We start from the raw sequence: 8,234 nt of genomic DNA on the forward strand, positions 1-8,234 counted from the left end.
TCCCGCCCGCACTATACTTTTCAAAGCATGCCGGAAACCCTGCGCACCATCGCCCTCGTTCTCTACCTCACCGCCAGCGCCGGCCTGCTGGCCTACGGATTGAATTGCTACATCCTGCTGTTTCTCTACGCCCGCATAGCAAAGGAAACCCACGCACGGCAGCGCCAGGTTGAAGCCAACTGGAAGCCGGAGGGGCTTCCGATCGTCACCACTCAAATCCCGCTCTACAATGAGTTCAATGTCGCCGAGCGCGTCATCCGGGCCGTCGCCACCTTCGACTACCCTCCGGGAAAACATCAGATCCAGGTCCTGGACGACTCCACCGACGAAACCCGCGAGCTCGTGGATCGGGTGGCCAAAAATCTTCGCGCCGAAGGTATCTGGATCGACGTCTCCCGCCGCGAGAAACGTCACGGCTACAAGGCCGGTGCGCTTGCCGATGCGATGCCGGAAGCCAAGGGCGAGTTCATTGCCATCTTCGACAGCGACTTCGTTCCCGAACCCGATTTCCTGAAACGGATGCTCCCCCACATCCAGGACCCGAAGACCGGACTCGTGCAAGCACGCTGGACGCACCTCAATCGCGAGCGCTCGCTTCTAACAAGGGCTCAATCGATCGGCATCGACGGTCACTTTCTCGTCGAACAGACCGCCCGCTCCGCAAACCACCTCTTTCTCAACTTCAACGGGACTGCGGGACTGTGGAGGCGGGCGGCGATTGAGGACGCCGGCGGTTGGACGGCCGATACCCTGACCGAGGACCTCGACCTTTCCTACCGCGCCCAATTGAAAGGCTGGCACCTCGAATACGTCGCCGATGTTACCGTACCTGCGGAACTTCCCGAGTCCTACACTGCCTTCAAAAGCCAGCAATTCCGCTGGGCAAAAGGCTCGCTTCAGACCGCCATCAAACTCCTTCCCACCGTCCTCAGGTCCGACCAAAGCCTGCTCACCAAGCATCAGTCCTACTTCCACCTCTGCCACTACCTCGCCCACCCGCTGATGCTCGTCGTCGCACTGCTTGCGCTTCCGGCACTCTACGAACTCCGAGGTGAGATCTCGCTCATCTGGCTCGCCATCATCGCGATTCCCCTGATTTTCGCCACCCTCGGCCCCTCCGCGCTCTACATTACCTGCCAACGTCTTCTCTATCCCGAGAACTGGCTGAAACGGGTCGCCCTGCTCCCCGCCCTGATGCTCGTCGGCTTCGGTATCTGCATTTCCAATACCCGCGCCATCGCCGAAGCATTCCTCGGCATCAAAAGCGGCTTCATCCGCACGCCGAAAAGCGGGGCTTCGACCTCGATCTCCTACCGCACCCGTGCCAACTGGCTGCCTCTCCTCGAAATCGCCGCCGGGATCTATGCCGCCTGGACTTTCTGGTGTTTTGCCAAAAGCGGCAACCTCGCGATCCTTCCCTTCCTCTCGCTCTACATCGCCGGCTTCAGCCTGGTGGGCTGGTCGAGCCTGCGGGAGCAACTACGACGTATCACGTAGCTGGGAATCTCATGAACCGACCATCCCCTCGTTTCATCCTATGGATCGCCTCGTTCGTCGGCACGGCGATCCTCTGCGGCATCTGGGCAAGCCTGCCGAGCCTCGAGTCACTCCCTCTCCTCAGGGTCCTGCTCTTCGCGGCCATCGGCCTCCTCATGCTCATCCTGGTCTTTTCATTCCCTGAAAGATCACCGCGAAGATCCCGCCTCCTGATCATCGGAGCTGCCATCGTCCTGCGCCTGATCCTCCTTCCTGCACCGGCCTCGGACGACGTCCACCGCTACATCTGGGAGGGCCAGCTCGTCTCTGCGGGAGAGAGCCCCTTCGCGGCTGCGGCTGATGACGACCGATGGTTGGTATTCAGGAATTCCCACTGGGAGCAGATGAACCATCGCGAGCGACCGACAGCCTACCCGCCCGCCGCGCTGCTTGCCATGAGCGCCGCCGCCCTCACTCCCGAGCCCGCGCTCACCCTCAAACTGGCCGCCACCACCGCCGATCTGGCCACGCTGTTTCTCGTCCTCCTTCTTCTCCGACGCGACCACCTGCCCGCGCGCTGGGCGGGCTTCTATGCCTTCAATCCGATCGTGCTGATCGCCTTCGCCGCCGAGGCCCACTACGACAGCCTGATGGTCGTCGCGATGGTCGGCTCCCTCTTCGCCGCCACGTCAAAGCGCCTCCCTCTCGCCTTCTTCCTTCTCGCGCTGGCCGTTCAACTGAAGTTCATCGCTATCCTGCTCCTTCCCTTGCTCATCATTGAAGTTTGGAGAAAGCGATCGTATCCGCTTTCGAAGCGACCTTTCGTTCCCCTCCTCACCTTTGCCGTCACGCTGCTTCTCCCCGCACTGCCCTTTCTAACAACTCTCCCCTCCTGGCTGAACGGACTCAGCCACTTCGCCAATACCAGCGCCTTCAACGGCCCGCTCTTCACCTTGATCAGCCTGAGCGGCCTTTCGCCGGAAAGCACCCGTCCGCTCTGTTATGCCGCCTTCGCCTTCGGCTTCCTCGTGCTACTGATCGCATCCTTTCGTGGTCTCTCGTTGCTCGAATCCTTCCACGTCGCACTCACCCTCCTGCTCCTCTGCTCACCCATCGTCCACTTCTGGTATCTGGCGTGGTTGATTCCCCTGATCACCCTGCGCCCGTCCTTCGGCTGGACGGTCGCCTCCGTCACCATGGCAGGCTACTTTCTCGCTTGGCACACCGAAGCCCGACACGGCTGGTGGGGCTTCGGCCATTTCACGGCAGCGACGATCTGGATGCCCGCCCTGATTGCCTTCGCCGCCCACCACCGGCAACTCATCCCCCGGGTCATCCACCATTTCAGAAAAGAGGAGTCGCCGGCAGCACCCAAGCGCCTTGGCATTGTCATCCCGACCCTCGATCCCGGCCCGCGGCTCCCTGAACTTGTCGAAGAACTTCGTCAGGAAACCCACAGCGGGTGCCCCATCATCCTCGCCGATGCCTCGGAAACTCCACCACCACCCACACTCGCCAGCTACCTCTCGGCACCAAAGGGCCGTGGCTGCCAGATTGCGGCCGGTATCGATGCCATGAATACCGATTGGGTTCTCATTGCTCACGCTGACACCACTCCACGACCCGGCTGGCATCGCGACCTACTCGCGGCCATCGACACCCATCCCGAGGCTTCCATGTTTGTTCTCGGGCAACGATTCGATCAAACCCGTCTCCGCACCCTCGTCGTCGAAATCCTCAATGAACTCCGCGTCGTCTTCGGCGGTGTCGCCTTCGGTGATCAAACCATGGTCGTGCGCCGCTCCGCGCTGGAAGCTTCCGGTGGCTTTCCTGCTCAGGAGTTGATGGAAGATGTCGAAGCCAGCCTCCGCCTTCATACTCGCGGCCGCATCATCTACCTCGGACAGGAATGGAAAGTCTCTGCCGTCAAATGGCAGTCCAATTTCTCCAAACGCTTCGTTACGGTGCTTCGGCTTGTCGCCACCTATCAACTCGCACGATTGGGTGGCCCCAAAAAAGCAGCCCACTGCGCCCGCCGGCTCTACGCTGAATACTATTCCTGATCCAACAGACGCCCGCTCCCGGTTCGCTTCACCACTTCGTCCGCGCCGTAGATCATGATCACGTCTCCCGGCTCAATGCGTTCGTTCTTGTCGGGCGCCCCAACGAAAGCGCCGCGCTTGTGGTGGATCCCAAGAACCACCACCCCGTGGTCGGATGGCCTCGACTCCATCAAGGCTTTGTTGGCGAATGGATGCCCTGCTTCGACTTCCACTTCCGAAACACTGAAGCCCTCCTTGAGGTTGAGCAGCACTTCGTAGTCAAGGGCCTCGATGACACCCACCATCTTCAGCGACCTCTTCATCACCGCATCCAGGGGCCGCTTGATCCAACCGACGTTCATCAACAGGCCGAATGCCACAGCCCCGCCGATGATCAGAAACAACAGCAAACCCAGGGGCAGGCCGTCCGGATCATTCCTCGTCATCGTCACGATCAGGGTCGCCAAGGCCGACGTCAGGCCAATGTTTCCAGAAATGATCAGATGAAGGATGATCCGTCGGCGAACCGGATGATCGACCACCATCTCGGCTTCAAGAGTCGTGAAGCCCACCCCGAAGAAGGCCGACGATGCTTGAAACCTCGCCGCCGCTTGGGACATCCCGGTGAGCACCAGGGCGTTCGAGCCCAACTGAACGATTAACAGGGCCAACACCACGATGACCAGCAATGCGAGTAGTGGAACGATCATATCTTTGACAAAATCTGGTTGAGCTTTTCCTCAAGTGTCGTCGTCAATATTCCCGCCCCGCCTTTTGCGGGCAGCTCACCATCAGCCAGCATCTGACTTACGTTCAATGCCTCCCCTGCCACCACCCGCGCGACTCTTGAGGTCGGGTATTCGGGGAAACCGAAGAGATCCTCCTCGAGTTTCATGACCGTCTCCGCGTGTCGATCCAGCGTCGGATTCTCCAGCAGATAGTCACCGATGTAGCTGTGGGCTTGGAGCGCCGCAAACACCCGATCGAGATCATCCAGCAATTCGATCCGCTGCTTCTCCGTGGGAACGTTCTTCTCGTCGAGCAGGCATTTCCGGATGCGGTAGCGCTGGGCTCTGACCCGCTCCGGTGGCGTGACCGCGCGCGGATCGCTGCCTCGACGACCCTCCACCTCGGCGAGCAAGGTACTACAAAGATAGTCGAGACGCTCCTGCAGCGATCCCGTGCCCGCCTTGCCGAGAAACTCGGTTTCCTTCAATGCGAGAACGCCACTTCCCAAGCGCAGGATCCGATCATCGACCGGCATGGCTGGCCGCGGCGTCCAACCGATCCGGTCCTCCAGTCGCGATAGTCGTTCATTGAAAGTCGCCTCGACCTCCGGCCCATGGCGGAAGCGCATGCCAATCGGAACCAACCAGGCCCGCTTTCCCTCAGGCAACTTTGCAGCCACTTTTAAAAGGATTGAGGCCACGCCTTCATGAAGTGGATCGAGTCGTTCATGATGGTGATAGATCTCCCCCTCGGGATACATCACCAGCGGCTTTCCTTGCTGCAGCAGGCCCATCGCGGTTTTGATCGCCGACAGGTCCGGACCGTCCCGATCCACCGAGAAAATGCCCATCGACTGGAGCGCCCACGCCCCTCGCTTGCTGATTTCGAAAACCTCCCGAGCCGCCATGAAATGAAGCGGCAAGTGGTGCCGCCCCCCGACTTCCAACATTACATGCGGGTCGGCATGATCGGCATGGTTTGGAGCGAGAATCACGGCGTCGCCTTGCGACACAAGCTTCCCAAGCTCGTCGAAGCCCTCGTTCTCGAGTTGCCCGATCCGGTACTTCTTCAAGAGGATCCGCCGATTGGCCCACAAGCCCAGCGGTCGAAACCATGATCGCCACAAGGGCGGTCGGAACGTGTAGGGAAGGTCATTGCGAAGTCTCCGCATGGGCTCTTGCTACAAGGATTCCGACCCTTGGAGAAATGGAAAAGCCCGCGCGAACTGAACCCTTGAAATTCGGTCAACCGAGGCGTTGCTGTCCTACGTGATCGCGTTACTACGGATATCTTTACTAAGCCTACGCGATCTCGCAGCTTGTTCACGTTGCTGCAAGGCGACAGCCACCATGCCGAAAGACCATCGCCCGCTACGGGTCGGATTCCTCTTTCTCCCCATTCTGACCAGCTTGTTCCTCCATCCTTCTGCAAACGCAGCGGCGAACGTGAGGGAACCCCAGCCCATCACCGACCAAGTCGTGGTGAGACCGATCATTGTCAGGAAAAACGCCTCGACGCTTGCCAATTTCATGGGCTCTCCAAGCTCCGAAGCCTACATCAAGGACCAGATCAACCGCATCTGGGCCCAGGTTGGTGTCGAAATCGTCTGGCGTGACGAGGTCGAGTATCTCGACAGCTTTGCTTACGACGGCAGCCCGGGAAACTACTCGTCAAATGCACGGCCCCAGGGTCACCTTTCGACAATCGTGGATGCCGCGGGAAGCCCCGCTCAGAGCGGCAATCCGATCGAGCTGAACATGTTCTTTGTCGGAATCAGCGCCGGATTTCCCCAGCTGAACGGGAATACCTGCGCCGGTCTCGCCTCGCTCGACCGCAACGGCTCCACCCTCTACGTCGGAGGCAATCTCTTGGGCTGGAACGGTGGACGGGACGTCGTGGCGAGCGTGATCGCTCACGAAATCGGTCATAACCTCGGGCTCAGTCACTATGCGGCCGACATCTCGAATCTGATGTATTCCGGCAGGAATGGAGACGGTGAGGAATTGATTCCGACGCAGGAGTCGATCATCTACACGGATCGATCCGGAATCGATGGCTTCGACTTCCTTCAGGCGCTTCCACGCGAACTCAACTTCGCCGTCTGGGCAGAGACATTCGGCCTTGAGGAAGGAGCCAGCGGAGATGATGACGGCGATCGACTGAGCAATGCTTTCGAGTTCCTCTACGGCAGCTCGCCGGTCGACTTCACCCCGCACCCTTCGCCGACGGTCACGGCCGGTGGTCTGGTGTGGAACCTCAACAAGGAGCCCGACGCGGTCGACGACGGCTTTGCCTACGAAGCTGAAACCAGCATCGATCTGAACGCTTGGAAGGGAGCGGGCACTTCAGGCAGCAACAGTTCCATCCTCAATGATGGCACGGATCGCTTCGAGGTCCTTCTCGCCGGGAACCTCGGCAGCAACTTCATCCGTTTCGACGTCAGCCTTCCGCCTGAAGCAGCCATCGCCTCCGGGATTGCGCCGCGCCTGACCGCGTTTCCCGAATCCGAAGCTCCCGTCCACTCGGGTTGCGGAGTCGGTGGCTGTGGTCACCGGACCGCCTATCCGGAGTAGGAGAAAATCGAGAGGTCTCAATGACAGAAAGATCCATCTACTTTGGCACAGCCGCCTTCGCTCCCTTCTCCAAGGCGAAGGGCAAAGGCCTGCCCGAGAGATCGGATAGCTCTTCAGCCAAAGCCTTGAGCTCGGGATTCCCTCCTGAATGCTTCGAAATGGTGGCCGTATCGCTCGCCTGCTCAAAACAGTAGGAGAACTCCTGATCCGCGCCTGCTGCCCCGCGATCCTTCATGTCGACGAAGCACTCGGTGAACTTCGTGATCAGCTCGTCGAACTGTTCGGTGGTGAGCTCGATTCTCACTTCCTTGAACTCCTTGCCTTCGCCCCAGGTGTCGAATGACAGCCAACCCTCCTTCATGATGGAGAAGCTGAAATTCTCGTCCCCCTTCTGAACCGCAAGCGTGTAGAGCCATTCAAGCTTCTGCGGAGGATTCGGCACCGCTTCGTCGCCCAACAGACTTCCGCCCGCGATCAGGAAGAGAACCATGCCGATCATCTTTTTCATCACCCGGGTGAAAATATCAGGACCAGGAGACGCCCCACAAGAATGGAAAACGAGGACAAACAGAATCGAGGCCCGACGAATCCTCCACGACTCCTTTTGAGCATGCGGGCCGAACCCTCTACCTACTGACGATTGAAGCGCGACACCTCGCGCTGCGCCTCGCGCAGTTCGACCTTCTTCTTCAGATCGTGGCGCTGGTCAGAGTGGGTCTTTCCCTTGCCCACGCCGATCTCCACCTTCACGCGTCGCTCCTTCCAATACATCCGCAGGCACGGAAGCGTGCAGCCTTTGACAGCGGACTCATGCTCAAGCTTGAGGATCTCCTTCTTGTTCAGAAGAAGCCGGCGCGGGCGCTTCGACTCGTGCTGGAACCAGACTCCGGCCGTTTGCCAGGGCTGGATGTCGCAACCGTAGAGAAAGACCTGGCCGTTTTCGACGCGTGCAAAGGCGTCGGCGATGTTCATCTTTCCGGCGCGGATTGATTTGACCTCGGTCCCACGAAGCTCCAGACCGGCCTCATAGGTATCGCCGATGTGGTAATCCCGGCGAGCCTTCCGGTTGTTGGCGATCTCCGAACTCATGGCTGACCAGGCACCACCTTCAGGGCGGCGCCGGATGCCCAGCTTACTGGTTCATCTGCTCACCGACGAGCTTGATTTTGCCCTCGATGATCTCCTGAAGAGCGATATCAGCGGCTCCCATGCTAGGTACCGTGGGAATCAGAGGCGAACGACCGCTATTCAACTGCCGAACCCTCTTGGAAACCATATTTACCAAGACCAATGGGTCGGTCACAACTTCCGCCGCCTTCTCAACAAGATCGCTTTTCATGGGTGTGCCTGCAAACCGGGAATGAGGCTTCGGCTGCTCGATAGGAATAATATTATCGGGAGTCATGCCGTGCCT

At 59.5% G+C, this 8,234-nt stretch carries 8 protein-coding genes; 3 read left to right on the plus strand and 5 right to left on the minus strand.

Annotated features, from left to right (window positions below):
• The first annotated feature begins 27 nt into the window (after positions 1-27).
• Together WBG04_RS06915 and WBG04_RS06920 are read left to right on the plus strand one after the other, a co-directional pair.
• A complete protein-coding gene (locus WBG04_RS06915) occupies positions 28-1,497 on the plus strand; it encodes a glycosyltransferase (protein ID WP_424313653.1) in 1,470 nt (489 codons plus the stop codon).
• Between the two features lie 11 nt (positions 1,498-1,508).
• Complete coding sequence (locus tag WBG04_RS06920; protein ID WP_424313654.1) at positions 1,509-3,539, plus strand: glycosyltransferase; 2,031 nt, start codon at positions 1,509-1,511, stop codon at positions 3,537-3,539.
• On the opposite strand, the gene WBG04_RS06925 is transcribed toward WBG04_RS06920, so the two are convergent.
• Both WBG04_RS06925 and WBG04_RS06930 read right to left on the minus strand, forming a co-directional pair.
• A complete protein-coding gene (locus tag WBG04_RS06925; protein ID WP_424313655.1) occupies positions 3,530-4,228 on the minus strand; it encodes a TrkA C-terminal domain-containing protein in 699 nt (232 codons plus the stop codon). The genes WBG04_RS06920 and WBG04_RS06925 overlap by 10 nt on opposite strands.
• Positions 4,225-5,418, minus strand: a complete 1,194-nt coding sequence (locus WBG04_RS06930) for a lysophospholipid acyltransferase family protein (RefSeq protein ID WP_424313656.1) — start codon at positions 5,416-5,418, stop codon at positions 4,225-4,227. The genes WBG04_RS06925 and WBG04_RS06930 overlap by 4 nt, the downstream gene beginning before the upstream one ends.
• 178 nt (positions 5,419-5,596) lie before the next feature.
• Between WBG04_RS06930 and WBG04_RS06935 the strand changes: the two genes are divergently transcribed.
• The gene (locus WBG04_RS06935; RefSeq protein ID WP_424313657.1) at positions 5,597-6,820 is read left to right on the plus strand and encodes a hypothetical protein; all 1,224 of its coding nucleotides are present in this window, start codon (positions 5,597-5,599) and stop codon (positions 6,818-6,820) included.
• A 37-nt stretch (positions 6,821-6,857) separates the two neighbouring features.
• On the opposite strand, the gene WBG04_RS06940 is transcribed toward WBG04_RS06935, so the two are convergent.
• The 3 genes from WBG04_RS06940 to WBG04_RS06950 all read right to left on the minus strand — a co-directional run.
• The gene (locus WBG04_RS06940) at positions 6,858-7,328 is read right to left on the minus strand and encodes a hypothetical protein (RefSeq protein ID WP_424313658.1); all 471 of its coding nucleotides are present in this window, start codon (positions 7,326-7,328) and stop codon (positions 6,858-6,860) included.
• A gap of 122 nt (positions 7,329-7,450) precedes the next feature.
• Entirely contained in the window at positions 7,451-7,909 is a 459-nt protein-coding gene (gene smpB, locus WBG04_RS06945; RefSeq protein ID WP_424313659.1) for an SsrA-binding protein SmpB, read from the minus strand.
• A 43-nt stretch (positions 7,910-7,952) separates the two neighbouring features.
• On the minus strand, positions 7,953-8,234 hold a 282-nt coding region (locus tag WBG04_RS06950; protein WP_424313660.1), incomplete at its 5' end, for a DNA-directed RNA polymerase subunit omega.

Source organism: Haloferula sp. (genome assembly GCF_049672945.1).
Lineage (GTDB): Bacteria > Verrucomicrobiota > Verrucomicrobiia > Verrucomicrobiales > Akkermansiaceae > Haloferula.

Bases quoted from the DNA above. Each gene is read 5' to 3' on its own strand.
- WBG04_RS06915 (WP_424313653.1), top strand. From the start codon at position 28: ATGCCGGAAACCCTGCGCACCATCGCCCTCGTTCTCTACCTCACCGCC.
- WBG04_RS06920 (WP_424313654.1), top strand. From the start codon at position 1,509: ATGAACCGACCATCCCCTCGTTTCATCCTATGGATCGCCTCGTTCGTC.
- WBG04_RS06925 (WP_424313655.1), bottom strand. From the start codon at position 4,228: ATGATCGTTCCACTACTCGCATTGCTGGTCATCGTGGTGTTGGCCCTG.
- WBG04_RS06930 (WP_424313656.1), bottom strand. From the start codon at position 5,418: ATGCGGAGACTTCGCAATGACCTTCCCTACACGTTCCGACCGCCCTTG.
- WBG04_RS06935 (WP_424313657.1), top strand. From the start codon at position 5,597: ATGCCGAAAGACCATCGCCCGCTACGGGTCGGATTCCTCTTTCTCCCC.
- WBG04_RS06940 (WP_424313658.1), bottom strand. From the start codon at position 7,328: ATGAAAAAGATGATCGGCATGGTTCTCTTCCTGATCGCGGGCGGAAGT.
- smpB (WP_424313659.1), bottom strand. From the start codon at position 7,909: ATGAGTTCGGAGATCGCCAACAACCGGAAGGCTCGCCGGGATTACCAC.